A 25,820-nucleotide genomic window follows, 5' to 3' on the forward strand; every position below is an offset into this window, starting at 1 on the left:
GCGGGCAGTGGCTCCTTCATACTGTAGGAGCCGGGTTCAGCATAAGACAAGCTTGTCCTCGTCGCGCCAGAAACGCCGCCGCTCCAACCCAAGAATCTCATCACGCATAACAGACCCCGCATAAGACACGTCGTTAACGACGTCTTTAGCGACGTGTCTTAGATTATCGCGCCACGCTCAGGCAGGCGGTGCCAATGGGGTGGTTACCTATCAAGCCAGTCTTGCAAAACAGCCGTCACCGCTTCGGGTTGCTCCAATGGCGCAAGATGACCAGCATCACGGATCAATCGGAAATCGGCATTGGGCATCAACTCGGCCAGAAATTCATGCCGGCGCGGCGGGCAGAGGGTGTCGTGTTCGCCGCAAGCCAATAGACCCAGTACCCGCGTATTGCGCAATGTGCGCTGCTGATCGGGGCGGCGCATCAGGGCGCGCGACTGGCGCTGAAACACATCAGGCCCCAGTGCCTCGGCCATTTCCAGCATCATCGCCTGGATGTCGATCCGCCCCGGCCCGGGCGCCAGTGCCTGGGCGGGAACCTCGTCCAGCAGCGCCTCGATCAGCTTACCCGACCGCGCGCGCACGATGCGGGCTTCGCGCTGTGCTGCAACCTGTGGCGTCTCGGACAGGGGCGATACATCCAGCAGCGCAATTCTAGCGACCCGGTCGGGCACGCGGCGCAAAATCTCCATCGCGACCAGCCCGCCCAACCAGTGCCCTGCCACGGCAAAAACGGGCGGCGCAATCTGCAACACCGCGTCGGCCATTTCCTCGATCGTCGAACCCTCGGTCAGCGGCGCCACCAGCACCGGACGCGTGGACGAAAACGCGATGATCTGATGCCAGAACAGATGCGCATCGCACATCATACCGGGCAAGAGAAGCAGCGGTTCAGCGGCCATGTCGTAATTCCTGAATGGGTAACGGCAACTGTGGCAGATAGCCGGCATAGAGGCAAATGCGACACCTCAGGCGGGTTGGTGCAGGGCCAGAACCTCCTCAACCGTCGCTTCGATCAGGCGCAGACAGGCAAGCGTGGAAAAACGGTGGTCGGCATCCTTGACCATTGTCAGCCGCAAATCAGGGCTATCGGCATGGGCCAACAGCCGCAGGGCAACCTCGGGCAGCACATCGGCATCGGCAGTGCCTTGCAGCATCCGTACCGGAAACGGCAGGGGCAAGGGGTCGCGCAACACCAGACGGCTGCGGCCCTCGTCAATCAGGCGGCGGGTGATGATATAGGGCCCGTCCGAATACTCCGAAGGTAGCGCCACCTGCCCTTCCTCCGCCAACTGGCGGCGTTGGGCCGCATCAAAGCCGGCCCACATACTGTCTTCGGTAAAATCGGGCGCTGCCGCGATTGTCACAAGGCCCGCTACCCGCGCAGGGATGGCGCGCGCCAACAAAAGCGAGATCCACCCCCCCATGCTGGACCCAACCAGCACCTGCGGCCCTTCGGTCAGCGCCGTGACCGCCGCCAAGGCATCCTCGAACCAGTCGCCTATCGCGCCGTCCAGAAAATCGCCTGACGACTGGCCATGGCCCGAATAGTCAAACCGCAAAAACGCAGCCCCCCGCGCCCGCGCCCAGGCCTCTAGCGCCAATGCCTTCGTGCCTTCCTTGTCTGAGCGAAAGCCCCCCAGAAACACCACGCCCGGCCCCTGCCCCGGCGTCAGATCATAGGCGATGCGGCGATTGTCGGCGGTGGTCAGAAATTCGGTCATGGGCTGCTCCTTTTTGCGGCAGTCTAACGGCGTGCGCGGCGCAAGGCCAGAACGCCGCTTTGGGGGGCACACCACGGCGCCCCCGGTTGACTTGGCGCGCGGAAAATCAGATACCGCTGGCGATATACCCGCAACCGGGCGTTCCGTGGGCGCCAAACCGACGAGGAGGCATGATGCCCCAGATTTCCCTTACCTTTCCCGATGGCAATACGCGTGAATACCCCGCCGGGGTGACCGCTGCTGATGTAGCGGCCTCGATCGCGCCGTCGCTGGCAAAGGCCGCGATTTCGGCCACGTTGGATGGCGCGCCTTATGATCTTGCCTGGCCAATCAAGGCATCCGCCAAAATCTCGATCAATACGATGAAGGACGACGCGGCCGCGCTAGAGCTGATCCGCCACGATTTTGCGCATGTGATGGCGCGCGCGGTGCAAGAGCTGTGGCCCGACGTGAAGGTCACCATCGGGCCGGTACGCGATCAGGGCTGGTTTTACGATTTCGACCGCGAAGAGCCGTTTACACCCGAAGACCTGGGCGCAATCGAGGCGCGGATGAAGCAGATCATCAACGCTCGCGATCCGGTAAAAACCGAGGTTTGGGATCGCTCACGCGCGATTGCGCATTACGTCACAAAGAACGAGCCTTTCAAGGTTGAACTGATCGACCGCATCCCCTTGGGCGAGGATCTGCGGATGTATTGGCATGGCAACTGGCAGGATCTGTGCCGTGGCCCGCACCTGCAACACACCGGGCAACTACCGGCCGATGCGTTCAAACTGACCAGTGTCGCGGGCGCCTATTGGCTGGGTGACAGTACCCGCCCCATGCTGCAACGGATCTATGGCGTGGCCTTCAAGAACCGCGATGATCTGAAGGCGCATCTGACCATGCTCGAAGAGGCCGCCAAGCGCGACCACCGCAAACTTGGCCGCGAGATGGAACTTTTCCACCTTCAGGAAGAGGCCCCCGGCATGGTGTTCTGGCACCCCAACGGCTGGTCGATCTACCGCACGCTGGAAGATTACATGCGCCGCCGTCAACGCACCGCCGGCTATCAGGAAATCCGCACGCCGCAGGTTGTGGACCGGGTTTTATGGGAACGGTCCGGCCACTGGGAAGCCTATCGCGAAAACATGTTTCTTGTCGAAGTGGACGAGGAAGGCGCCAAGGAAAAGCGGATCAACGCGCTAAAGCCGATGAACTGCCCCTGCCATGTTCAGGTCTATAATCAGGGGTTGAAATCCTACCGCGACCTGCCGCTTCGGCTGGCTGAATTCGGGTCGTGCCACCGCTACGAATCGTCGGGCTCTATGCATGGGCTGATGCGGGTGCGCGGGTTTACCCAGGATGACGCGCATATCTTTTGCACCGCGGACCAGATCGAGGCGGAATGCGCCGCCTTCATCGAGCTTTTGTCCAGCGTTTATGCCGATCTTGGCTTTGACAGTTTCGATATCAAACTGTCGACCCGCCCCGATGTGCGCATCGGCAGCGATGAAGACTGGGATACCGTTGAAACCGCTTTGGAAAATGCGATCAAAAAGGTTGGCCGGGACTATGTGATCGACCCCGGCGAAGGCGCGTTCTACGGGCCAAAGCTGGACTTCAAACTGACCGACGCAATCGGCCGGCAGTGGCAGTGCGGCACGTTCCAGGTTGACCCGAACCTGCCGACGCGGTTGGGCGCCGAATATGTGGGCGAAGACGGGGCCAAACATCGGCCCTATATGCTGCACCGCGCAATCTTGGGCAGTTTTGAGCGTTTTCTGGGGATTTTGATCGAAAACTACGCCGGAAAACTGCCGTTCTGGCTGGCACCGCGTCAGGTGGTCGTGGCCTCGATCGTATCCGACGCCGATGAGTATGTGCGCGAGATCACCAACGCGCTCTGCGCCGCTGGCATCCGCGCAGAGGCCGATACGCGCAACGAAAAAATCAACTACAAGGTGCGCGAACACTCGGTCGGCAAAGTGCCGGTCATTCTGGCCATCGGGATGAAAGAGGTCGAAAACCGCACCGTTTCGGTTCGTCGGCTGGGTGAAAACCGCACTGAATCGGTTACATTGGACGCGATCGTGACCGCCTTGCGCACCGAAGCGACCCCCCCGGACCTGCGCCAGCCATAGGAATTTCACTTCCAAGGGGCCCGAACGGGGCCCCTTTTTTGTTGATTTTATGCCGCAATAGGGCATTCTTTCAGGTACGTGACCTGCGACTTTCCTACCGCCTCCCTTTCATGGGGCAGCCGGAAGACCCGAAAGACCTGGCTGCACGGCCCGGTGGTATGCTGCCCTCGGGATCTTTGATGAAGGAGAGACGGGATGGCCACCGGCACCGTGAAATGGTTCAATACTACCAAGGGTTTTGGCTTCATCGCCCCCGATGATGGCGGCAAGGATGTGTTCGTGCATATCTCTGCGGTCGAGCGGGCGGGGCTGCGGGGCCTCAATGACAACCAAAAGATCAGCTACGAGCTGCAGGCGGGGCGTGATGGCCGCGAATCTGCGGCTGAGTTGAAGCTGCTCTAGGCGCGGCCCACCAAAACACGAACGATGGCCTGCGCATCACGCGCGGGCCTTTTTCATGAAAGAAAAAGGGCTTGCGTGGCGGCGCTCCAGCCCAGGGTCAGGCTGTCTGCGCGGATCACCGGGCGTTTCATCAAGGTGGGATGGGCCGCCAACAGCGCCTCGGGCGGGGCTGCCCGGTCAGTCTCGGAAAGGGTGCGCCATGTCGTCGAGGCGCGGTTGATCAGCTTATCACCAAAGGCGGCCAGAAACTCGGCCCGCTCATCCGCGGTCAGGGGTGTTGCGCGAACATCGCGAAAGGTGACGACGTGGCCCGCCGCAGTCAGCGCCCTTTGGGCCTTGCGGCAGGTGTCGCAGGTGGGAATGCCATAAAGGATCATCGCGTTCTCCGGGTCAAATGGCGCAGGGTGCGCAGAATCATGGTGCCGGGGGTATTGTTAGCGGGGCACACCGCAGGGGTCTATCCGCGCAGGGCGTTTTTGGCGCCATCCGCCAACCACTGCCACGCAAGGGCGACCAAAGACGGTTCGGGGGCGCTTGGCGCGTCGGGGTCTGGGGCGCATTCAAACGCCGATAGGGCGGCTTAGGCGCGCAGAAAGGCGGTCGCATTCGCATCGGTTTGCGCGAAAGAGGCGCTCAGCGTTTACGCCGCCCCCGCAAAATCGTATGTTGACTGACGATTTCATACCCCAGCCTTTCAGCAATCTGCGCGCGAAGTTGGGCAATTTCATCGCCGGGGATTTCGATCAACTCGCCGGTGTCGATGTCGACAAGATGGTCGTGGTCTGATTGCGGGGCCATTTCATACCGTGCCGCCGCATCCTCAAACGGTAGCTTGCGGATCAGGCCGGCCTCTTCAAAGGTGGCCAGCGTTCGGTAGACGGTTGCGAAAGACACCGTATCATCCAGCGCCCGCGCCTTGGTCAGCACATCATCGGCACTGGGGTGGTCATCGGCGGTAGCCAGAATCGCAACGATGGCCATGCGTTGCTGCGTGACCCGCAACCCGGCATTGCGCAAAACCTGCGTATATTCAGCATTATGGGCAAGCGGAATCCGGGGCTGTGTCATGCCGGATTTTTAGGCCATTTGTCGCGGGCTGGCAAGTTGTTGCGAAAGGTTCGCATTTCAAGTTGACAGTTGCGACTGGTTCGCATTTACATCTGGCAACGGCTAATCGAAGGGGCGCACTAATGAAAAGACATGCAAGCCGGGTAATCTTTGCGATGGCGATGCTTGGCCTTGGTGGCGTTTCGGCAAATGCTGAACGAACGCGACCGCTGAAGGTGGTGACAACCTTTACCATCCTGGCCGACATGGCCCAAAACGTCGCGGGCGATGCCGCCGAGGTCGTGTCCATCACCAAGCCCGGTGCCGAAATCCACGGCTATGAGCCGACACCAAAAGACATCGTGCGCGCCAGTGACGCGGATCTGATCTTGTGGAACGGTCTGAACCTTGAACGGTGGTTCAAGCAGTTCATCGACAACCTTGGCGATCTGCCGTCGGCCACGCTATCTGACGGGCTGGTGCCGCTGCCTATCGCTGAGGGCGCCTATGAGGGGCTGCCCAACCCGCATGGCTGGATGGGGGTCGAAAATGCGCTGATCTATGTCAACAATATCCGCGACGCGCTGTCTGAACATGATCCGGCCAATGCCGAAACCTACGCCGCCAATGCCGAAAGCTATAAAACGAAAATCCGCGACACGATTCAGCCGCTGCGCGACCAAATCGCCACCATACCCGAAGACCGGCGCTGGCTGGTGACCTGCGAAGGCGCGTTCAGCTATCTTGCCCGCGACTTTGACATGAAAGAAGCCTATCTGTGGCCGATCAACGCCGACCAGACCGGCACCCCGCAACAGGTGCGCAAGGTCATCGACGAGGTGCGTGAAAACGCCATTCCGGCGGTGTTTTGCGAAAGCACCGTCAATGTGGCGCCCGCCAAACAGGTCGCGCGCGAAACCGGCGCGGCCTATGGCGGGGTTCTTTATGTCGACAGTCTAAGTGCGGCGGATGGCCCGGTACCGACCTATCTGGACCTGCTGCGCGTTGATGCCGAAACCATCGCAGCCGCGCTGGCCCCCCATGCAAACTAAGCCACGCCAAACCAAGGACACTGCGATGCCTGACAGCCTTTCCCAAGCCCCCCACACCACCCAGACGGCATATGCAGGCACAGGTATACAGGTCAGCAATGTTACCGTAACCTACCGCAACGGCCATACCGCCCTGCGCAACGCGAGCTTTGAAATCCCACGCGGAACCATCACCGCGCTGGTGGGGGTCAATGGCTCGGGTAAATCCACTTTGTTCAAGGCGATCATGGGTTTCATTCCAACGGCACGCGGCGAAATCCGGCTGCTGGGGCAAAGTGTGAAACAGGCATTGGCGGCAAATCTTGTGGCCTACGTCCCCCAGGCGGAAGAGGTCGACTGGGCGTTTCCGGTGCTGGTCGAGGATGTGGTGATGATGGGGCGCTATGGCCATATGGGGTTCTTGCGCCGCGCCAAAGCCGCCGATCATGCCGCAGTTGACGAAGCGCTGCGCCGCGTGGGCATGCAGGATCTGCGCCACCGCCAGATTGGCGAATTGTCAGGCGGCCAGCGCAAGCGGGTCTTTCTGGCGCGCGCGCTTGCACAGGCCGGTCAGGTGATCTTGCTGGACGAGCCTTTCACCGGCGTTGATGTCAAAACTGAAGAACAGATCATCACATTGTTACGCGAGCTCAAGGAAGAAGGCCGGGTGATGCTGGTGTCCACCCACAACCTGGGTTCCGTGCCCGATTTTTGCGACCGCACAGTGCTGGTCAAAGGCACCGTGCTGGCCTACGGCCCCACCGAAGCAACCTTCACCCGTGAAAATCTGGAGCGCGCCTTTGGCGGTGTCTTGCGCCACTTTACCCTCAGCGGCGCCGATCTGCATGATGATGACGACCCACGCGAATTGCGCATCATCACCGATGATGAACGCCCCTTCGTCCATTACGGCAAGCGCAAGGAAAAACCCAAAACCCCCGCGCAGAACCCCGACGGGGGCAAGCCATGATCGCCACTCTGCTGGAGCCGTTCAGCTACGGCTATATGTTCAACGCCATGTGGGTATCGTCGCTGGTCGGCGGGGTCTGCGCATTCCTGTCATCCTATCTCATGCTCAAGGGGTGGTCGCTGATCGGTGACGCGCTAAGCCATTCTGTCGTGCCGGGCATCGCAGGGGCCTATATTCTGGGCCTGCCGTTTGCGCTGGGGGCGTTTCTGGCGGGGGGGCTTGCGGCCGGGGCGATGCTGTTTCTATCGGGCCGCTCGGGGCTGAAGATCGACGTGATCATCGGCATTATCTTCACCTCATTCTTCGGGCTTGGGTTGTTCATGGTGTCGCTGTCGCCAATGTCGGTCAGTATCCAGACAATCATCATGGGCAACATTCTGGCGATCACCCCCGAAGATACGCTGCAACTGGCAATCATCGGCGTGGTCTGTCTGGTGGTGCTGCTGGCCAAGTGGAAAGACCTGATGGTGACGTTCTTTGACGAAAGCCACGCGCGCTCTATCGGGTTGCGGCCGGACCTGTTGAAGGCGGTGTTCTTTTTGCTGCTGTCGGCGGCGATCGTGGCGGCGATGGTGACGGTGGGGGCGTTTTTGGTGATTGCGATGGTGGTGACACCGGGGGCAACAGCCTATTTGCTGTCTGACCGCTTTCCACGCCTGATCGTTCTTTCCGTGGCAATCGGCACGCTGACCAGTTTCTTTGGCGCCTATGCCAGCTATTTTCTGAACGGCGCCACCGGGGGAATCATCGTCACGCTGCAAACCCTGATCTTTCTGGCGGCTTTCGTCTTTGCGCCGAAACATGGCGTTTTGGCCGCGCGCCGCAAGGCCGCCCTTGCGCTGGCCGAACCCCCTGCCGCCGCCCCCGAGGAGAGCCGCTGATGCCCTTTGACACGCTCTTGCAACCGTTTCAGTTTCCCTTCATGCAAAACGCTTTCTGGATCGTGCTGTTGATCGCACCGCCCACGGCGCTCTTGTCGTGTTTTATGGTGCTGAAGGGTTGGGCGCTGATGGGGGACGCGGTCAGCCATGCAACGTTGCCCGGTATCGTGCTGGCGTGGATCTTTGGCGTGCCACTGATTATTGGCGCGTTTGGCGCAGGCATGACCTGCGCGCTGGCAACCGGCTATCTGGCAAGCAACAGCCGCGTCAAACAAGATACGGTGATGGGTGTGGTCTTTTCGGGCATGTTTGGGGTGGGGATCGTGCTTTACACCAGCATCCAGACGAATGAGCATCTGGACCATGTCCTGTTTGGCAACATGCTGGGCGTGGGCCGCGAGGATTTGTGGACCTCGGGGGTGATCGGGCTGGTGGTATCGGGGCTGTTGCTGCTGAAATGGAAAGACCTGTTGCTGAACGCCTTTGATCCGGCGCAGGCGCAGGCCTCGGGGTTGTCGACGCGGGTTTTGCACTATGGGCTGTTGATCTGCCTGTCGCTGACCATCGTTGGCACATTGACGGCGGTGGGGTTGATCCTGGCGGTGGCGCTGCTGGTCACACCGGGGGCGATTGCGTTTTTGCTGGTGCGCAGCTTTGGGCAGATGCTGGCGGTCTCGGTTGCGGTCTGCATGGGGGCGATGTTGCTGGGCACCTATCTGAGCTTTTTTCTGGACAGCGCCCCGGCGGCAACAATCGTGCTGATCCTGACCGCGTTTTTCAGTTTGGCCTTTGTGCGACGCCTGCATCTGACGCGCCGCACATCGCGCCTTGGGGCGGATACCATAGCCTCTTGACACCGCGCCAATGTGAACAAATTTCATAATCTTGCACAAGATTATTAATTTGAACTCAAGTTGCACAAGGCATACCCTGCGTCATTCCTTGAATTGACCGGATCATGCCATGCAACCCTTTCAGCTTCGCCGTTCAGCGGTTTTTGCCCCCCTTTTGCGACTGGCACGGGAACGGATTGTGATCCTTGACGGAGCCATGGGAACGCAAATCCAGGGCCTTGGCCTGAGCGAGGAAGACTTTGGCGGTCACGGGTCGGGCTGCGCCTGCCGCCATCATTCGGACCACCCCCAAAAGGGCAACAACGATCTGCTGATCCTGACCCAGCCGCAGGCCATAGAGGAAATTCATTTTCGCTATGCCATGGCCGGTGCCGATATCGTTGAAACCAATACGTTTTCATCCACCACGATCGCACAGGCCGATTACGGGCTGCAAGGTGCGGTCCACGATCTGAACGAACAAGGCGCGCGCATCGTGCGCCGCGCGCTTGACCGGGCCACCGCGATTGACGGGCGACCGCGCTTTGTGGCCGGCGCGGTTGGGCCAACAAACCGCACCGCCTCGCTTAGCCCTGATGTGAACAACCCCGGCTACCGCGCTGTAACCTTTGACGAATTGCGCATCGCCTACGGCCAACAAATCCGCGGGCTGATAGCGGGCGGCGCCGATCTGATCCTGATCGAGACGATCTTTGACACGCTGAATGCCAAAGCCGCGATCTTTGCCGCGTTCGAGTCCTTTGCCGAACACGGCCAACGCCTGCCGCTGATGATTTCGGGCACCATCACCGATGCCTCTGGCCGCACCCTTTCGGGGCAGACCCCCACGGCGTTTTGGCACTCCATCCGCCATTCTCGGCCGTTTTCGGTGGGGCTGAACTGCGCGTTGGGGGCCGCCGCCATGCGCCCGCATATGGCGGAGCTGGCAGCCGTGGCCGATACGCTGACCTGCGCCTATCCCAATGCCGGGTTGCCCAATGCCTTTGGCCAGTATGACGAAGGCCCCGACGAAACCGCAGCCCAGATCGCGGCCTTTGCCCGCGAAGGGCTGGTGAATATCGTGGGCGGGTGCTGTGGCACCACCCCTGACCATATCCGTGCCATTGCCGAGGCCGTGGCCCCCTATGCCCCTCGCGCCGTTCATACCGCTGAACCCGCCCTTGCAACAAAAGGTGCCAGCCATGACTGAACGCCATCTTCGCCTCTCGGGTCTGGAACCCTTTGTTCTGACGCCGGAAATCCCCTTTGTGAATGTGGGCGAACGCACCAACGTTACCGGCTCTGCCCGGTTTCGCAAATTGATCACTGACCGCCAGTATGCAGCGGCACTGGAGGTAGCGCGCGATCAGGTGGAAAATGGCGCGCAGATCCTTGATGTGAACATGGACGAAGGGTTGATCGACTCAAAAGCCGTCATGGTCGAGTTCCTGAACCTGGTCGCCTCCGAGCCCGACATCGCCCGCGTGCCGATCATGATCGACAGTTCCAAATGGGAGGTGATCGAGGCCGGGCTGAAATGTGTGCAAGGCAAGCCGATCGTCAACTCGATTTCCATGAAAGAGGGCGAAGACGCGTTTCGCGCCCAGGCGGGGCTGTGCCTTGCCTATGGTGCGGCGGTCGTGGTCATGGCCTTTGACGAACAGGGCCAGGCCGACACCCAGACGCGCAAGACCGAAATCTGCGCCCGCGCCTACCGTATCCTGACCGAGGAGGTCGGATTCCCGCCCGAGGACATCATCTTTGACCCCAACGTGTTCGCCGTGGCAACCGGGATCGAAGAGCACAACAACTACGGCGTCGATTTCATCGAGGCGACGCGCTGGATCCGCCAGAACCTGCCCCATGCGCATGTCTCGGGCGGGGTATCGAACCTGTCTTTTTCATTCCGTGGCAATGAACCTGTCCGCGAGGCGATGCACGCGGTGTTTCTTTACCATGCCATTCAGGCGGGCATGGATATGGGCATCGTCAACGCGGGCCAGCTGGCGGTTTATGACCAGATCGAAACCGAACTGCGCGAGGCGTGCGAAGACGTCGTTTTGAACCGCCGCGATGACGCGACCGAACGACTGTTGGAAATTGCCGAACGTTTCCGCGGCACCGGCGCGCGCGAGGCCAAGGAGCGCGATCTGAAATGGCGCGAATGGCCGGTGGAAAAGCGTATGGAACATGCGCTGGTCAACGGCATCACCGAATTCATCGAATCCGATACCGAAGAGGCCCGCCTTGTTGCCGCCCGCCCGCTGGATGTGATCGAAGGGCCGTTGATGGCCGGAATGAACGTCGTGGGCGATCTGTTTGGTGCGGGCAAGATGTTTCTGCCGCAGGTGGTCAAATCGGCCCGCGTGATGAAACAGGCCGTCGCCGTGCTGCTGCCCTTCATGGAGGAAGAAAAGCGCCTGTCGGGTGGTGTCGGTCGTCAAAGCGCGGGCAAGATTCTGATGGCAACCGTGAAGGGCGATGTGCATGACATCGGCAAGAACATCGTCGGCGTCGTGCTGGCCTGCAACAACTATGAAATCATCGACCTTGGCGTGATGGTGCCATCCCATAAGATCCTCGAGGTTGCCAAGGCCGAAGGCGTCGATGCGATCGGGCTTTCGGGGTTGATCACCCCTTCCCTGGACGAAATGGTCCATATGGCCTCTGAAATGGAGCGTGAGGGCCTGCATATTCCGCTGCTGATCGGTGGGGCGACCACCTCAAAGGTGCATACTGCCGTCAAGATCGCACCCCGCTATCTGCAGGGCCCGGCGGTATATGTGACCGATGCCAGCCGCGCGGTCGGTGTGGTTTCGACCCTTCTCAGCCCCGAACAGCGTAGCGACTACATCGCCGCGACCCGCGCCGAATACGCCGAGGTCGCCGCCCGCCACGCCCGCACCGAGGCGGCCAAAACGCGGCTGTCGCTGGCGGCGGCGCGCGCCAATTCGTTGAAAATAAACTGGCACAGTTACCATGTGCCCGCGCCGCAGTTCCTGGGAGCACAGGTGATTGACGATTGGGATCTGGCCGAGATTGCGTCCTACATCGACTGGACCCCCTTTTTCCAGACATGGGAAATGAAGGGCGTCTACCCGCGCATTCTTGATGATGAAAAACAAGGCGAGGCAGCGCGCACGCTTTTTGCAGATGCAAAAGACGTTCTGGCGCAGATTGTCAATGAACGTTGGTTCCGCCCGCGCGCCGTGCTGGGGTTCTGGCCTGCCAATACGGTCGGTGACGATATCCGGCTTTATACCGATGAAAACCGGCAAGAAGAACTGGCAACCCTGCATACGCTGCGCCAACAGGTGACCAAACGCGACGGCCGCCCGAATGTCGCCTTGTCCGATTTTGTCGCCCCGGAAAATACCGTCCCCGATTGGGTCGGCGGTTTTGTCGTGACCGCCGGCCCGGAAGAGGCCGAGATTTCCACCCGATTTGCGCAGGCCAATGACGATTACACCGCCATAATGGTCAAGGCGATGGCTGACCGTATGGCCGAGGCCATGGCCGAAATGCTGCATGAACGGGTGCGCCGCGAACATTGGGGCTATGCCCCCGATGAAGCCTTCGCCCCGACCGATCTGATTGCCGAACCCTACCGCGGCATCCGCCCCGCGCCCGGCTACCCGGCCCAGCCCGATCACACCGAAAAAACCACCCTGTTCCGCCTTCTGGATGCAGAGGCTGCCGTGGGCGTCAAGCTGACAGAAGGCATGGCGATGTGGCCAGGATCTTCGGTTTCGGGCATCTATATCGGGCATCCTGATGCCTATTATTTCGGCGTCGCCAAGGTCGAGCGCGATCAGGCCGAAGATTACGCCCGCCGCAAGAACATACCGCTGAAAGAGGCCGAGCGCTGGTTGACGCCAATCCTGAACTACACGCCCGATGATGCTGCGGCGGTTGCGGCGGAATAATCCATTCCCTGACGGGCGGGTAAAACGCCAAAGGCAGGGAAAGGCGGCCGAAACAATCCCAGACCATAGAGGGCGGGCCACAGTTGCACTGCGGCCCGTTTTTCGCTTTTCTCCTTGGCGGACCTTCTGACCGCACGGCGAAATCAGCACCCAAGGCCACCGCCGCCCCCTTCCCGGTGGGAACCGTCAGCGCCGCGCCCGGCTCATCGCCTCTTGAAAGTGGGCAAAGGCCGGCCCCAATAGCAAAAGGCGCACCCGAGGGCGCGCCTTTTTTCATGGTGTCACGGGGGCCCGCGCGGGGCGTTTTCGGCCTAGTGTGCCGTCGCCCCTTGGCCTGACGCGGCAGCGGCAAGGGTGGCTTTTGCCGCGGCCTCTTCTGCGGCCTCATCCCATTCCACTGGCTCTGGCTGGCGCACAAGCGCGCGCGCCAAAACCTCACGAACGTGCGTAACAGGGATAATCTCCAGCCCCTGTTTCACATTGGCCGGGATCTCGATCAGGTCCTTGGCGTTCTCTTCGGGGATCAAAACAGTCTTGATACCGCCGCGAAGGGCCGCCAATAGTTTTTCCTTCAACCCACCGATCGGCAACACGTTGCCACGCAAAGTGACCTCGCCAGTCATGGCAATGTCTTTATGCACCGGAATCCCGGTCAACACCGAGACGATGGAGGTAACCATTGCCACGCCAGCCGAGGGGCCATCTTTCGGCGTTGCGCCCTCGGGGACGTGAACGTGAATGTCCACGGTTTCAAACTTTGGCGGTTTGACCCCGATTTGCGGGCTGATCGAGCGCACAAAACTGGCGGCCGCGTCGATCGATTCCTTCATCACATCGCCCAGTTTCCCGGTCGTTTTCATCCGCCCCTTGCCGGGCAGTTTCAGCGCCTCGATCTGCAACAGATCGCCGCCGACGCTCGTCCAGGCAAGCCCGGTCACGACGCCAACCTGATCTTCCTTTTCGGCCAGCCCATAGCGGAAGCGGCGCACCCCAAGGTATTCTTCAACCTTGGCCACATCAGCCACAACCGATTTGGCCTTGCCTTTCAGGATCTCGGTCACCGCCTTGCGCGCGACCTTGGCCAGTTCGCGTTCAAGGTTCCGCACGCCCGCCTCGCGGGTATAGTGGCGGATGATGTCGTCCAACGCGGCATCGGTCAGGCTGAATTCGGCCTTTTTCAACCCGTGGTTCTTGATCTGTTTCGGGATCAGGTGTTGCCGCGCGATTTCGCGTTTTTCATCCTCGGTATAGCCTGACAGCGGGATGATCTCCATCCGGTCCAGCAGCGGGCTGGGCATGTTGTAGCTGTTGGCCGTGGTCAGGAACATGACGTTCGAGAGGTCATATTCGACCTCAAGGTAGTGGTCGGTGAACGTCGCGTTCTGTTCAGGGTCCAGCACCTCCAGCATTGCCGAGGCCGGGTCACCGCGAAAATCCTGGCCCATCTTGTCAATCTCATCCAGCAAGATCAGCGGGTTGGTCGTTTTCGCCTTTTTCAGCGCCTGAATGATCTTGCCGGGCATCGAGCCGATATAGGTGCGCCGGTGACCCCGAATTTCGGATTCGTCGCGCACACCACCAAGGCTGATGCGGATGAATTCGCGCCCGGTGGCCCGCGCCACGCTGCGCCCAAGGCTGGTTTTACCCACACCCGGAGGGCCGACAAGGCACAGGATCGGGCCTTTCAGCTTGGCCGACCGCGCCTGAACCGCCAGATATTCAACGATCCGTTCCTTGACCTTTTCAAGCCCGTAGTGGTCGTTATCAAGCACCTTTTCGGCCGCCACGAGGTCTTTCTTCACCCGCGACTTCACCCCCCACGGCAGCGCCAGCAGCCAATCGAGGTAGTTGCGCACCACTGTCGCCTCGGCGCTCATCGGGCTCATGGATTTCAGCTTTTTCAGCTCACCCAGGGCTTTTTCGCGTGCCTCTTTCGAGAATTTGGTCGCCGCAATCTTGGCTTCCAGTTCGTTCAGCTCGTTCTGGCCTTCCTCGCCGTCGCCCAGCTCCTTCTGAATGGCCTTCATCTGCTCATTCAGATAGTATTCGCGCTGGGTGCGCTCCATCTGGTTCTTGACGCGGGATTTGATCTTTTTCTCTACCTGCAAAACGGACATTTCGCCCTGCATCAGGCCAAAGACCTTTTCCAGCCGCTCGCCGGTATCAAGCGTTTCCAAAAGCTCCTGCTTCTGGCCTACTTCCAGCCCCAGATGACCGGACACGAGATCCGCAAGCTTTTGCGGCTCGCGCGATTCGACAATCGCCGTCAGCGCTTCTTCGGGGACGTTTTTCTTGACCTTGGCGTAACGTTCGAACTCGTCACCGACCGACCGCAGCAGCGCCTTGACGGTATCCTCATCGCCCGGCGTTTCCACCAGCGCCTCGGCGCGCGCCTCAAAGTAAGTTGGGTTGCTCAGGAATTCCGTGATCCGAACCCGGCTTTTCCCCTCGACCAGCACCTTCACGGTGCCGTCGGGAAGCTTGAGCAATTGCAACACGTTGGCCAGAACCCCAACGCGGTAGATCCCGTCAGTGTCGGGTTCATCAACGCCGGGGTCGATCTGGCTGGCCAGAAGGATCTGGCGGTCATCGGCCATCACCTCTTCCAGCGCGCGGACCGATTTTTCACGACCCACGAACAGCGGCACGATCATATGCGGAAACACCACGATGTCGCGCAAAGGCAGGACGGGGAATGAGGTCGAAAGTGCTTCGTTCATTGCATTTCCTCTATAGCAGAAGAACACTGGCCCCGCCCTCGCGGCAGCCCCCGGTTCTTCCCGTTCGATCCTATATCTAGGGGTGGATGGGCATGGGTTCAACCGGTCGAAATCACCTTGCGGCTAATGCATGCGCTTATTGGCTACCGCAAGGGACAAAGAGGCCGCATCGGGCAGAGTCACCGTGCCACTACCAGCTCAACTTTCAGCCCGCCCAGCGCCTCGCTTTCGCCCAGCCGAATCGTTCCGCCATGGCTGCGCGCGATGTCGGCGGCGATCGACAGGCCCAGCCCCACCCCCTGCCCCTTGTTCTGGTTTCGCGCCGGGTCCAGCCGCGAAAACGGGCGCAACGCCTCTTCGCGCTGGCCGGGGGGGATACCGGGGCCGTCATCCTCGACCGTGATTTTCAGCGCGCGCGGCCCCAGCCCGACCGAAACCACCGCCCGGTTGCCATAGCGCACCGCATTGCCAATCAGATTTTCAAGCGCCCGGCGCAGTGCGTCTGGGCGGAATGTCGCCGTGCCCTCATCCTGACAGACCCCCAAAGTGACCGGCAGCCCACCACGTTGCGAATCCTCGACAATCTGGGCCACAAACGCACAAGGGGCCAGGGATTCAGGCTCTCCGTCGGCCGCATCGTCGCGGGCAAATTCCAAAAAGGCATCAACCAGCTTGCTCATCTCAGCCACGTCGCGCTCCAGGGCGGCAACATCCTCATCCTCGGGCAGCATCGACAGCCCAAGGCGCAGCCGCGTCAGCGGCGTGCGCAGATCATGGCTGATCCCCGACAGCATCATCGTGCGCTGTTCGATCTGCCGGTCGATCCGGCCCCGCATGTCCAAAAACGCCGCCCCCGCAGAGCGAACCTCAAGCGCGCCAGAGGGTTTATAGGGCACCACCCTGCCCTTGCCGAATTCCTCTGCCGCAAGCGCCATCCGCCGGATCGGACGCAGCTGATTGCGCAGAAAAATAAAGGCAATAAGCGTCATCAGCAGGCTGGTGCCCAACATCAGCACAATCAACTGATGCGGGTTGGACGCCGACACCCGACGCCGATCAAAACTGATCTGCATCGGCCCGTGGCGTGTGGTCAGGGTCAGTTCGACATCGCTCAGCGTTGCCAGCCTTATTGCGGTAATCGTGTCCAACCCTTCGCGCAGCGTCGCAATCACCACCCGCCCCGACAGATCATAGAAAACCCGCGCATCACCGGTTGCTTGGGGCGCCGGCAGCACCACCGTCAGGCTCAGCGGTTCAGCGACAGCGGCCACCGCACGCTTTGCCATGATCAGATCAGGCGCCGCATTGGCCAAGGCCTCCAGATACACTACCTCGCGTAGCATCGTGCCCGTCATCTGCCGGGTTACCCCCTCAAAATGGCGTTGCAGAAAAACCACCGACACGACAAGCTGTATCGTCACGATCGGCAAAATCAGGATCAGCGCGGCCCGCCCATAAAGCCCGCGCGGCATCAAACGTTTGAGCCAGTCAAAATCCATGGCAAAAGCCTAGCGACACGGCGCAACATAGGAAAGCGCAAGATGGACACTCAACCGCTGGTTCTGGAGAATGGCGTGCGCATGGTACGCGCGGCCAACCCCTCGGCCATGACCCTTTCGGGGACCAACACCTACATCATCGGCACGGGTGATGTGGCGGTTATCGACCCCGGCCCCACCCTGCCGTCGCATTTCAAGGCAATTCTGGCCGCCTTGGCACCGGGTGAACGCGTCAGCCATATTTTCGTGACCCATGCACATCTTGACCATTCGCCCCTGGCCCGCCCCCTGGCCGAGGCCACCGGTGCCCAGGTCCTGGCCTTTGGCCCGCCAACCGCAGGGCGCTCGGCAGTGATGACCGCCTTGGCAAAGACCGGCCTTTCAAGTGGTGGCGAAGGTGTCGACCACGGCTTTACCCCCGATATCCGCCTGACCAACGGTGAAGCCGTCGCCCATGGCGATTGGTCACTGACCGCCCTGCATACGCCGGGGCATTTTTGCAACCACCTGTGCTTTCAGTGGCGCGACATTGTCTTCAGCGGTGATCATGTGATGGGATGGGCGAGCACGCTGATTTCCCCGCCCGACGGCGATCTGAGCGATTATCTGGCCTCACTCGCCTATCTGCGCACCGTTTCCGCCCGGGTCTTCTACTCAGGTCACGGCGACCCCATCGGGCACCCCAATCAGCGCCTTGACGACCTGATCCGCCACCGCCAGGGCCGCACCGCCCAGATCCTCGACGCCCTGACCCACGGCCCCGCCACCCCGGCCGACCTGACCGCCCGGATCTACACCGACACCCCCAAGGCACTGATGGCCGCAGCCAGGCGAAACGTGTTTGCCCATTTGATTGATCTTACATTAAAAAACCAGATCACGGCCGATGGCGAGTTCACCGAAAACACCCTTTTTTCAAGACGCTGAACCTTTGTGAAAAAAACTGCAAAACCCTCTGGACGCCCCCCATCCACGCCGCTATACACCGCCTCGTGTTCCGGCGTAGCTCAGCGGTAGAGCAGTTGACTGTTAATCAATTGGTCGTAGGTTCGATCCCTACCGCCGGAGCCAATTTCCCAGCAAGCGGTTGATTTCATTGGTTGAGCCCCGACAAGAGTCGGAGCCACGCGTGCACGTGCACGAACTGGTGCACAAACGCGTGCACGAAGCGGTGCACGACCCGGTACTCGGCCCGCGATTCCAGGATGCCCTGAAACCCGTTTCGGAGCACCCTTTAATGGCCAGAGTCGCACATATCCCCTACCTCGAAAAACGGCCCTCAGGCTTCTTCTTCCGGCGGCGCCTGCCCAAGGCCCTCGCGAGGATATCGAACCCCGATCAAATTTCGGCCCTCTGTCTTTCCCTGCGCACCGACGTCCTTTCCGAAGCGACATGTCTTGTCCGCGCGCTGACCGCGCTCATGGACCTGGCCGTCGCGCTGACGACGGAGAGACCGGTGGATCATCTGAGTGCGGAACATGTCACGCTGCTGACCGAACTGGCGCGATTCCAGATCGCGGCCCATGAAGCCCTGCGCGCCTCTGCCGAGCCGCGCTCGGAAGCGGCCGCGAATTTCGCGGCACATGCAGAGCGCGCGACCCAGGACATGCTGCGCCGGGCGCTGGCGCTTGGCGATCGGGCCCCTGCGGTCGCCCCCTTGCGCGAGCAGGCAGAGCGCCAGGGGGTAGCTCTCGACGAAACAGCGGCCGACTGGCGTGTGCTGGCCTTCGAAGCCCTACGCGTGATGCTGGATGCGTCGAGTGAACGCAAGCGCCGGGAGGTCGGGCGGCACGCGGAACCCACCCCGATCTTCCGGTCGGTGATGGCAGGCCGTTCGGCATCTCAGGCGCCCGCTCTGCCCGCTGTTTCGGCGCAATCAGCGGCGCCCGTCATGACGGTCCCTCCCGCATCCGTGCCTGCCGAGGTCGCTTCGTCGGCAGCAATGCTTCACGTTACCGGTGTTGGGGCTGTTCCACCGCCGGCGGCTCTGGATGCGGTCAGGCCAGAGCCTGCCCCTGACGTGCCCTTCAGCGCTCTTCGTGCCGGGAACGCACCGCTTCCGCCCGACGTGCAGACCGGCGCCACCCCCACCCAGGTGGCTGCGCCCAACCGCGGCCATTCGAACTCGAGACCGAGATCGATGACATCGAGCACCATGTTCACCGCCCCGGCGCCAAGGTCGATGCCCGGAATGCTCAGGGCCTCTTCCTGATGCTCCATCGGCACGACGCCTTCGAGCGCATCCTGCATCAGCGCGACAGGGTCAGACGCATATAGGCACAGACCAAGGCTGGGGTTGCGGGCAGTGATCCGCCCCAAGACTGAAAGTGCGCCAGATCACCCCGCAAGGCCCGTTCAGTCGCCGGAGAGAGGCTGTGCCGGAGCAGGTCGGCGGCCTCGTCCGTCAGGACGCTCTGCTCGGCAGTTAGGAAAGTTTCGGCGTTGCAATTAACTGCAAATCGTTCTTCCTGCAGCCATTTGATCAAGCCACGAAAGCCACGAGGCGCGTTGTCAAATTGCCTGGCTGTCTGATCCTCCAGTCGGAAGGCATCGAGATGGCTTTTTTGAAATATCAATGCCGATGGTATATTCGGTCATCTTCGCGCTCGACCATTGTTATTGAACCAATGGCGAACAAGGTCTCGCCTTTTTCTTGTTCTGCGTGGCGCAAACACGCGTATCCACCTCTCGGCAGATTGCTGCGCAATCGCCTGTCGGTCAGCGGTTCAGGCCCAAGGTGAAGACGGCGGTCGATCCAACTCGAGAACGGTCCCCATAGACCCGGAAGACCACGATCCGACCGCCGCCGCTGCCTCGCACGGCATATATGCCGTGCGAGGCAGCGGCTCCTTTATCGCAAAGGAGCCGACGGAAGTCATAAGACAAGGAAGGTCCGGAGCAGGTTCTGCAGCTCGATCAATTCGGCGCCGTGTTCGGAATAGACCGGCACCTCGTGGATTTCACCCTGCGGGCCGAATTCATCATGGCCCGTTTGCTGAAACCTTTGCTCCCATCCCAGGCATTCCGAAGCGATACTGCGCTCGAGAATTTCCATGACGGCATCAAAGCCACCCTCGCCTGCCTCGTCGAAAGGCTGGCGTTCTTTCAGCCGCGCCAGGCAACGCGACACGAAGGCTACTTCCTTGGTATCTTCGCCCAGGCAAACCTTCTTGGCGCGATCAGCGACCAGTCGGCCCAGCATCATGGCTTCAGCCGCCAGATCATCAATATTGTGTGTTTCAGTAAGAGTGTGCTTCGTCGCGGATCTCCTTGGTTGATTGTCGTTTCTGGGGCGCCATTTAGGCTCCCCTTCAAGACAGCGCGGCCCCGATGGAGCCGGCCTGAGATCACGCGACCTTGCCCCCAGCGCCATCCTTCAATCTTAACTAGCGGTGGAATGGCGCGTTGCGTGGGTGTTGCGTTTCTCTATCTGCTACATTCTGTGGATGATGTCGGAACGAGAAAACGCGACGCACCAAATTAATCCAACCCCTGTCAATTATTGTTGTTGCATAGTCGCTTATTGACTCCTCCGAACACGATATCGTGCGTTACGTTCGGTCTGCGACTGGGCTTTGCACCCTTGATTCGCCCCAGATAAACCAACGAAGGAAAGACAATGAAACATTTCGCGATGTCCGCCGCATTGGTGATGGCGGTCCTTTCAGTCGGTAGCGGCGTGGCTCTGGCGCAGGAGTGCGGCTCGGTTGTTATCGCCAGCATGAACTGGCAATCCGCCGAAGTGCTTGCTGCCGTTGACAAGTTCATCCTTGAAAAAGGTTATGATTGCCAAGCAGAGGTGATCGTTGGCGATACCGTTCCGACCCTGACCTCGATGATTGAAAAAGGTCAGCCGGATGTGGCACCCGAAGGTTGGGTCGACCTGCTGCCCGACGTGGTGAATGGCGGTATCGCTGATGGCAAGATCATTGCCACTATTGATGCATTGTCAGATGGCGCGGTGCAGGGCTGGTTCGTGCCGAAATATGTGATTGATGCCCACCCCGAGATCAAGACCATCGACGACGCGTTGGCGCATCCTGAATTGTTCCCCGCACCAGAAGACGCCAGCAAAGGCGCTGTCTACAATGGCCCGCAGGGTTGGGGTGGCACGGTCGTGACATCGCAGTATTTCAAGGCATACGGTGCGGCGGACAAGGGCTTTGTGCTGGTAGATACCGGTTCGGCCGCGGGGCTTGATGGCTCGATTGCCAAGGCTTATGAACGTAAGGAAGGTTGGATGGGCTACTATTGGGAACCCACCAGCATCTTGGGTAAATACGAAATGGTCAAACTCGACTATACCGTCCCCTATGATGCGGCCGAATGGAAACGCTGCAACACCGTTGCAGATTGCGCCGATCCAAAGCCGAACGCATGGCCCAAAGATGCGGTCAGAACCCTTGTGACGACCGATTTTGCCAAGCGTGCAGGCCCGGCGATGGACTACTTCAACACCCGTTCGTGGTCGAACGCCACTGTCAACAAACTCTTGTCCTGGATGACCGAAAACCAGGCGACTGGTGACGAAGGTGCGTCTTATTTCTTCAAGAACAATGAGGATCTCTGGACAACCTGGGTTTCACCGGAAGTGGCCGAAAAGGTCAAAACCGCACTGCAATAACCGCAGTATCAGGCGGGCGGCGAAGCACATTCGTCGCTCGTATTGCATAACTAGCAGGTGGCTGTATGGACTTTCTGACATCCTTTCCGCAAATGGATGAAGATCATTTGCGCGCGTTGAAAAAAATGATTGATGAGGCCTTCCGGGGGCTTACCCGTGCTTACGGCGACTCTATTGAAGCGTTTTTCAATCCGCTTTTGCATTTTCTGATCTTTTCGGAAAAGATGATGACCCAGACGCCTTGGCCGATTGTGCTGTTGGTGATTGGTGCTATCGCCTGGGTTGCCAGCCGCAGCGCCAAAATCGTGATCAGCACGCTGCTGATCCTGCTCCTGATTGGTTATTTCGGGATGTGGGACGACACCATGAAGACGGTCTCGATGATTTTGGTCTGCACCATTCTGTCGATTGTCCTTGGTATTCCAATCGGGGTAGCAATGGCGAAATCGCGGCGCACCCAGCAAATTATCAACCCAATTCTAGACGTTATGCAGACGATGCCAAGTTTTGTCTATCTTATCCCGGTGGTCATGCTTTTGGGAATCGGCAAGGTGCCGGGCCTGATCGCGGTGATCATTTACGCCATCCCGCCGATCATCCGATTGACCAATCTGGGCATCCGGCTTGTTGATGCCGAAATGCTTGAGGCGGCTGATGCCTTCGGGTCATCTGGCTGGCAAAAGCTCAAGAACGTGCAATTGCCGCTGGCTCTGCCCACGATCATGGCGGGCATAAACCAGACAATCATGATGGCGCTGGCTATGGTAGTGATTGCGTCGATGATCGGGGTTCAGGGACTGGGCCAACCAGTGCTGAAGGCAATTTCGAACCAGTATTTCACGCTTGGCATGTTCAACGGGCTTGCCATCGTTGGCGTGGCCATCATCTTTGATCGGGTCAGTCAAGCCTTTGGCAAACGCCTGCAAAAACACCTGGAGGTGATCCATGGCTGAGGGCGCGACGATCGGCGAAATTCGAATCCGCAACCTTTACAAGATCTTCGGCTCCAACCCAATGGCCCATATCGAGGCCGTGCGCTCTGGCATGACCAAAGAAGAACTGAATCACAAGCACCTGCATGTTCTGGGTCTGCGCGATATCAACATCACTATGCCGGCGGGCTCGATCCAGGTCATCATGGGCTTGTCAGGCTCTGGCAAATCCACCCTGATCCGCCATATAAACCGCCTGATCGACCCGACAGCGGGCGAAGTGCTGGTAAGCGGCGTCGATGTGGTCAAGATGGACCGAACTACCCTACGCCAGTTCCGCCGCCATGAAACTGCGATGGTGTTCCAGAAATTCGCACTTCTGCCGCATCGCAATGTTCTGGAAAACACCGTTTACGGGTTGGAGGTGCAGGGTATTTCGCGCGCAAAACAAGTCGAGACCGCGATGCATTGGATTGAACGCGTTGGCCTGAAAGGGTTCGAGACGAAATATCCAAACCAACTTTCGGGCGGAATGCAGCAGCGCGTTGGCTTGGCGCGTGCCCTGAGCAATGACGCACCGATCCTGCTGATGGACGAGGCTTTTTCCGCGCTGGATCCGCTCATCCGCATGGATATGCAGACGATCTTACTGGATTTGCAGAAGGAAATCCGCAAAACGATCGTCTTCATTACCCATGATCTGGATGAGGCTCTACGCTTGGGCGACCATATTGCGATTTTGCGAGATGGTGAGGTGGTGCAACAAGGAACCGGGCAAGAGATCGTTCTGCACCCCGCCGACGATTACATTTCGCGCTTTGTGCGCGAGGTAAATCGCGGGCGCGTCATTCAAATTGAAACGATCATGGAATCTGGCGTGGATGCCGCTGGTGTCACTGTTCCCTTTGGCACGACGCTTGAAGGCGCGATGGACTTGATGAACCGCGAATCCGCCACCGTTGCGCGGGTTGTAGATGAGTTGGGTCGGTTTTTGGGCAACGTCAAACTCTCGACGTTGATCAAAGTGATGGTCACTCCTGGTGGAGAGGGCGTGTCAAGTTAACCGGATGGTCAGATGTTGTTTTCACCGTGAAAAAATCTGGATCGACCGCGTAGCTTTTGAGACGAAAGAGATTTTCGGTCCGGCTAAATTTGGTCTGATAGTGTCTATCGCGGCGTAGAGCGGTTGCAAGCCCGCTTCACCGTAACAGTGGCCGCCAACAACACTGAAGCGGTCCTGTTTTCCTGAACAGGTTTGTGGTTCAGCTAAGGCGCATCGGGGTTAGGTTTCATGCTGCTTGGTTGATCTGTGCTGGGTCCAAGTATGCGCCGTCTGGGGTCCGTTTAGCAAGCGCGGTGTGCGGCCGCTCGGCGTTGTAGAATTCGAACCATTCGTCGATGACGCGTTTCACTTGGAATCCGCCCTGCAATTCGTGCAAATAGACAGCCTCCTGCTTAAGGGACCGCCACAGCCTTTCGATGAAGATGTTGTCGAGATAGCGGCCCCGACCATCTGTTACCGGCAGGTGATTTGCAAAATCACCGAGAGGCATTGATATTTTGATCTTGGCATTTGCCAGGGTGGTGATCCAGGCCGCCCCGGTGAACTGGGATCCTTGATCGGTATTCATGATCTCGGGTTGCCCGTATTTGGCGATGGCCTCGTTCAACGCCTCAACGCAGAAGCTGGTGTCCATCGTATTTGAGAGCCGCCATGCCAGCACCTTACGCGTTGCCCAATCCATGATCGCGACAAGGTAGAGGAACCCACGCCGGCCCGGAATGTAAGTGATATCGTTGCACCAGGCATGGTCTGGACGCGTGATCGGCAGTTTCCGCAGCAGGAATGGATAGATCGGGTGCTTGGGATGCGTCTTGCCCCCCCTCACACATGCTTTGCATGTTTTGCCGGGCAACGGGTGTTTGGGCCTTTGTAGATCGCCTGAGGCCCCATGACGCCTATCCCCTCTCACGCATGTAAACATGCGTTGCCGGGCAACGGCTTCAGCCCCTGTGACAAAAAAACGTTCTCTACCGCCAACTTCCCGATCTTGGCGTGAAACTCTTTGACTTCGGCCTTCTTCGCCTTGTCGGAAAATACGCCCGTCAGGCCGTCAATCGCCTGTCGTTTCCAAGTCGTCATCTGAGTTGGGTGGATCTTGTGCTTGGCTGCAATCTCTTGCGCCGTCTTCTCTCCACACAACGCCTCAAGCGCAACCGTGGCCTTGAACTTGTCGGGAAAACTGCGTCCCGTCGTCATTTCTGTATCCCGTCGTCGGTGCTGGATTCATCTTAGCACGCTGTCTGAATTTGCCGGACCACTTCATCGACACTGGCCATGGAGCACCAACATGAGCACCGGATGGAGGTGCGCGGGTCGCGGGGAGTATCGCGGATCGAGGTCCATGATGGCCCGACCGGGCGTTGGCGCTGGCCGGATGACATCAAGGCGCGGATTGTGGCCGAGAGTTTTCAGCCCGGCGCGCGGGTCTGCGATGTTGCGGCGAAGTATGGGCTGATTGCCCGGCATCTTTCGAAATGGCGCGGTCAGGTGCGTAAAGGGGAGCTGGTGGTGCCGATCAAGGCGGCCCCGGCATTCGTGCCGCTGATGATCGAGCGATCGGTTGCTGCCACGGCCGCCGCGTCGGCAGATACGGGGGTGATCAAGATCGAGATCTGCGGCGCAGTTTTGCATGTGACGCCGAATTGCAGCCCCGATCGTGCGGCGGCCTTGGCGGCGGCGCTGGGGAAGGTGCTGTGATCTTTCCAGATCAGGCCGTCAGGACCGTGATCGCAACCAAGCCCCCTCTCGTGCATGCAGCCATGCACTGCCGGGCAGCGGGTGGATTTTCGCAAAGGGCACGATGGGCTGGCGACCATGGCGCATGCCGAGCTGGGCTTTGCGCCGAAGGCGGGGGGATGGTGGTGTTCCGCTCGAAGCGTGGCAACAGGATCAAGGTTCTGTTTTGGGACGACAGCGGGATCGTTCCTCTCGGCGATGCAAGCATCGCCTGCCGGGCAACGGATGATCTACAAGCGATTGGAACAGGGCGGCTTTGCCTGGGCCAAAGGTCGGCGACGGGGTCATGCGGCTGTTGCGAGTGC

Annotated in this window: 23 protein-coding genes, 1 tRNA gene and 1 pseudogene; 16 read left to right on the forward strand and 9 right to left on the reverse strand. The window is 59.8% G+C overall.

Annotated features, from left to right (window positions below; all coding sequences use genetic code 11):
- Positions 1-203: 203 nt before the first annotated feature.
- Both ACM62R_RS13295 and ACM62R_RS13300 read right to left on the reverse strand, forming a co-directional pair.
- A complete protein-coding gene (locus ACM62R_RS13295) occupies positions 204-902 on the reverse strand; it encodes an alpha/beta fold hydrolase (RefSeq protein ID WP_415184529.1) in 699 nt (232 codons plus the stop codon).
- A 66-nt stretch (positions 903-968) separates the two neighbouring features.
- Positions 969-1,724 (reverse strand): alpha/beta hydrolase, encoded by a 756-nt coding sequence (locus ACM62R_RS13300; protein WP_415184530.1) that lies wholly within the window; start codon positions 1,722-1,724, stop codon positions 969-971.
- 173 nt (positions 1,725-1,897) lie between these two features.
- On the opposite strand from ACM62R_RS13300, the gene thrS reads away from it, so the two are divergent.
- On the forward strand, positions 1,898-3,850 hold the full coding sequence (gene thrS / locus ACM62R_RS13305; protein WP_415184531.1) for a threonine--tRNA ligase: 1,953 nt from the start codon (positions 1,898-1,900) through the stop codon (positions 3,848-3,850).
- Between the two features lie 195 nt (positions 3,851-4,045).
- Positions 4,046-4,252, forward strand: a complete 207-nt coding sequence (locus ACM62R_RS13310) for a cold-shock protein (RefSeq protein ID WP_415184532.1) — start codon at positions 4,046-4,048, stop codon at positions 4,250-4,252.
- 53 nt (positions 4,253-4,305) lie between these two features.
- Here the strand turns inward: ACM62R_RS13310 and ACM62R_RS13315 are convergent, their stop codons facing one another.
- A complete protein-coding gene (locus tag ACM62R_RS13315) occupies positions 4,306-4,629 on the reverse strand; it encodes an arsenate reductase family protein (protein WP_415184533.1) in 324 nt (107 codons plus the stop codon).
- A 256-nt stretch (positions 4,630-4,885) separates the two neighbouring features.
- Positions 4,886-5,320: a Fur family transcriptional regulator gene (locus tag ACM62R_RS13320; RefSeq protein ID WP_415184534.1), complete on the reverse strand. Its 435-nt coding sequence runs from the start codon at positions 5,318-5,320 to the stop codon at positions 4,886-4,888.
- 155 nt (positions 5,321-5,475) lie between these two features.
- Here ACM62R_RS13320 and ACM62R_RS13325 point away from each other — a divergent pair, with 155 nt between their 5' ends.
- The 6 genes from ACM62R_RS13325 to metH all read left to right on the forward strand — a co-directional run bounded on the left by ACM62R_RS13325 (position 5,476) and on the right by metH (position 12,940).
- Complete coding sequence (locus tag ACM62R_RS13325; protein ID WP_415184550.1) at positions 5,476-6,351, forward strand: metal ABC transporter substrate-binding protein; 876 nt, start codon at positions 5,476-5,478, stop codon at positions 6,349-6,351.
- 25 nt (positions 6,352-6,376) lie between these two features.
- Positions 6,377-7,300, forward strand: coding sequence for a manganese/iron ABC transporter ATP-binding protein (locus ACM62R_RS13330; protein WP_415184535.1), 924 nt, complete (start codon positions 6,377-6,379; stop codon positions 7,298-7,300).
- Positions 7,297-8,181, forward strand: coding sequence for a metal ABC transporter permease (locus ACM62R_RS13335; protein WP_415184536.1), 885 nt, complete (start codon positions 7,297-7,299; stop codon positions 8,179-8,181). Before ACM62R_RS13330 ends, ACM62R_RS13335 begins: the two co-directional genes overlap by 4 nt.
- Positions 8,181-9,035: a metal ABC transporter permease gene (locus ACM62R_RS13340; protein ID WP_415184537.1), complete on the forward strand. Its 855-nt coding sequence runs from the start codon at positions 8,181-8,183 to the stop codon at positions 9,033-9,035. The genes ACM62R_RS13335 and ACM62R_RS13340 overlap by 1 nt, the downstream gene beginning before the upstream one ends.
- A gap of 109 nt (positions 9,036-9,144) precedes the next feature.
- Positions 9,145-10,224: a homocysteine S-methyltransferase family protein gene (locus ACM62R_RS13345; RefSeq protein ID WP_415184538.1), complete on the forward strand. Its 1,080-nt coding sequence runs from the start codon at positions 9,145-9,147 to the stop codon at positions 10,222-10,224.
- Complete coding sequence (gene metH / locus ACM62R_RS13350) at positions 10,217-12,940, forward strand: methionine synthase (protein WP_415184539.1); 2,724 nt, start codon at positions 10,217-10,219, stop codon at positions 12,938-12,940. Before ACM62R_RS13345 ends, metH begins: the two co-directional genes overlap by 8 nt.
- A 311-nt stretch (positions 12,941-13,251) precedes the next feature.
- Here metH and lon read toward each other — a convergent pair whose 3' ends face one another.
- Together lon and ACM62R_RS13360 are read right to left on the reverse strand one after the other, a co-directional pair.
- Positions 13,252-15,660: an endopeptidase La gene (lon, locus tag ACM62R_RS13355; protein WP_415184540.1), complete on the reverse strand. Its 2,409-nt coding sequence runs from the start codon at positions 15,658-15,660 to the stop codon at positions 13,252-13,254.
- A gap of 179 nt (positions 15,661-15,839) precedes the next feature.
- Positions 15,840-17,159 (reverse strand): ATP-binding protein, encoded by a 1,320-nt coding sequence (locus tag ACM62R_RS13360; protein ID WP_415184541.1) that lies wholly within the window; start codon positions 17,157-17,159, stop codon positions 15,840-15,842.
- A 42-nt stretch (positions 17,160-17,201) separates the two neighbouring features.
- Between ACM62R_RS13360 and ACM62R_RS13365 the strand changes: the two genes are divergently transcribed.
- The 3 genes from ACM62R_RS13365 to ACM62R_RS13375 all read left to right on the forward strand — a co-directional run bounded on the left by ACM62R_RS13365 (position 17,202) and on the right by ACM62R_RS13375 (position 19,371).
- Positions 17,202-18,086: an MBL fold metallo-hydrolase gene (locus ACM62R_RS13365; RefSeq protein WP_415184542.1), complete on the forward strand. Its 885-nt coding sequence runs from the start codon at positions 17,202-17,204 to the stop codon at positions 18,084-18,086.
- Positions 18,087-18,155: 69 nt separating this feature from the next.
- A tRNA-Asn gene (locus ACM62R_RS13370) sits at positions 18,156-18,230 on the forward strand.
- A gap of 64 nt (positions 18,231-18,294) precedes the next feature.
- Complete coding sequence (locus tag ACM62R_RS13375) at positions 18,295-19,371, forward strand: hypothetical protein (RefSeq protein ID WP_415184543.1); 1,077 nt, start codon at positions 18,295-18,297, stop codon at positions 19,369-19,371.
- Positions 19,372-19,408: 37 nt separating this feature from the next.
- Here the strand turns inward: ACM62R_RS13375 and ACM62R_RS13380 are convergent, their stop codons facing one another.
- On the reverse strand, positions 19,409-19,645 hold the full coding sequence (locus ACM62R_RS13380; protein WP_415184544.1) for a hypothetical protein: 237 nt from the start codon (positions 19,643-19,645) through the stop codon (positions 19,409-19,411).
- A 389-nt stretch (positions 19,646-20,034) separates the two neighbouring features.
- Positions 20,035-20,532 carry a hypothetical protein gene (locus ACM62R_RS13385; protein ID WP_415184545.1) on the reverse strand — a complete coding sequence of 166 codons (498 nt, stop codon included), beginning with the start codon at positions 20,530-20,532 and terminating at the stop codon, positions 20,035-20,037.
- Between the two features lie 246 nt (positions 20,533-20,778).
- Between ACM62R_RS13385 and ACM62R_RS13390 the strand changes: the two genes are divergently transcribed.
- From ACM62R_RS13390 to ACM62R_RS13400, 3 genes are all read left to right on the forward strand, one after another.
- Positions 20,779-21,783, forward strand: a complete 1,005-nt coding sequence (locus ACM62R_RS13390; protein ID WP_415184546.1) for an ABC transporter substrate-binding protein — start codon at positions 20,779-20,781, stop codon at positions 21,781-21,783.
- Between the two features lie 65 nt (positions 21,784-21,848).
- Positions 21,849-22,736 carry an ABC transporter permease gene (locus ACM62R_RS13395; protein WP_415184547.1) on the forward strand — a complete coding sequence of 296 codons (888 nt, stop codon included), beginning with the start codon at positions 21,849-21,851 and terminating at the stop codon, positions 22,734-22,736.
- Positions 22,729-23,778 carry a quaternary amine ABC transporter ATP-binding protein gene (locus tag ACM62R_RS13400; protein WP_415184548.1) on the forward strand — a complete coding sequence of 350 codons (1,050 nt, stop codon included), beginning with the start codon at positions 22,729-22,731 and terminating at the stop codon, positions 23,776-23,778. Before ACM62R_RS13395 ends, ACM62R_RS13400 begins: the two co-directional genes overlap by 8 nt.
- A 226-nt stretch (positions 23,779-24,004) precedes the next feature.
- On the opposite strand, the pseudogene ACM62R_RS13405 reads toward ACM62R_RS13400, so the two are convergent.
- Positions 24,005-24,975: pseudogene (locus ACM62R_RS13405) on the reverse strand (IS3 family transposase).
- Between the two features lie 78 nt (positions 24,976-25,053).
- Between ACM62R_RS13405 and ACM62R_RS13410 the strand changes: the two are divergent.
- Positions 25,054-25,476: a transposase gene (locus tag ACM62R_RS13410; RefSeq protein WP_415184457.1), complete on the forward strand. Its 423-nt coding sequence runs from the start codon at positions 25,054-25,056 to the stop codon at positions 25,474-25,476.
- Between the two features lie 54 nt (positions 25,477-25,530).
- A partial coding sequence (gene tnpB, locus ACM62R_RS13415; RefSeq protein WP_415184549.1) for an IS66 family insertion sequence element accessory protein TnpB occupies positions 25,531-25,820 on the forward strand: 290 nt, incomplete at its 3' end.

The organism is Phaeovulum sp. (assembly GCF_047638075.1).
In the GTDB taxonomy this organism is placed as follows: Bacteria; Pseudomonadota; Alphaproteobacteria; order Rhodobacterales; family Rhodobacteraceae; genus UBA6197.